Origin of the sequence: Sphingomonas sp. TF3, assembly GCF_003985085.1 — a bacterium.
Lineage (GTDB): Bacteria > Pseudomonadota > Alphaproteobacteria > Sphingomonadales > Sphingomonadaceae > Sphingomonas.
Map to the genome: position 1 here is coordinate 1 of NZ_RWKS01000073.1, position 1,197 is coordinate 1,197.

Sequence of the window (1,197 nt, forward strand, 5' to 3'; positions counted from 1 at the left end):
AAGGTCTCGAAAGGCCCCTTGAATGGCTGATCTGCTCACAAACGCCCAACTGGTTCTGGCCGACCGCGTCGTCACGGGCAGCATCCGCCTTGACGGCGCGCAAATCGCTGCCGTCGAACCAGAGGCGACACTCGCAGTCCCGGGCGAAGACCTGGAAGGCGACTTCTTGCTGCCGGGGCTGATCGACCTTCACACCGACAATATCGAGCGCCACTTCCGTCCGCGCCCTCGCGTGACCTGGCCGTTCCCGATCGGATCGGTTCTGACGCACGACTGGGAACTCCTCGGCGCCGGTATCACCACGGTTGTCGATTCACTCGCGCTCGGCGACTACGATGGCGATGGTGCCCGTGCAGCCATGCTTGACGGAGCGATCAGCAGTCTGAAAGCGGCGCGCGACGCCGGCTTGCTGAAGGCTGAGCACTACCTTCACTTGCGCTGCGAGCTTGCCGATCCCGGTGTCCTCGAGTTTGCGAGAGGCAGGCTGGCAGACCCAACCGTCCGCCTCATCAGCCTCATGGATCACACGCCCGGCCAGCGCCAATGGCGCAACCTGGACATCTACCGCGAATACTACCGCAAAAAGCATGCGCGGGTCTGGAATGATGAAGAGTTTGCAGCGCATCTCGAAGTCTGCCGGAACAACCAGCAGACCCATACCCCCCGTAGCCGCGATGCAATCCTTGCAGAGGCTGCCCTTCATGGCCTGCCCCTGGCGAGCCATGACGATACCACTGTCGAGGATGTCGACCAGTCGCACACGTACGGCGTGGGTATCTGCGAGTTTCCGACCACGCTCGAAGCGGCCCAGCGCGCTCACGATCATGGGATGAAGAACGTCATGGGCGCGCCAAACGTCGTTCTTGGCAAGTCCCACTCGGGCAATGTCAGCGCAATCGAACTTGCGCACGCCGGTCTCGTCGACATCCTTAGCTCGGACTATGTGCCCTCGAGCATGCTGCAGGCCATCTTCAAGCTGGCTGGCATGGGCTTCGACCTGGCCAAGGTGGTCGCGATGGGCTCGCTGGCACCCGCACAGGCGCTTCGTTTCGACGATCGCGGCTCCATCGCTCCTAGCCTTCGTGCCGATCTTTTGCGCGTCCGGGTGGTCGATGGCCTGCCAGTGATCCGAAACATCTGGATCGGTGGCCGACGCATCCTGTGATCCGTGGGAGCAGGACTCCCAGCACTTCCTTT

General features: G+C 62.4%; 1 protein-coding gene. It reads left to right on the plus strand.

From position 1 onward, the window contains the following. Positions 1-22 precede the first annotated feature (22 nt). Entirely contained in the window at positions 23-1,165 is a 1,143-nt protein-coding gene (locus tag EJC47_RS20835; RefSeq protein WP_124811486.1) for an alpha-D-ribose 1-methylphosphonate 5-triphosphate diphosphatase, read from the plus strand. Positions 1,166-1,197: the final 32 nt, after the last annotated feature.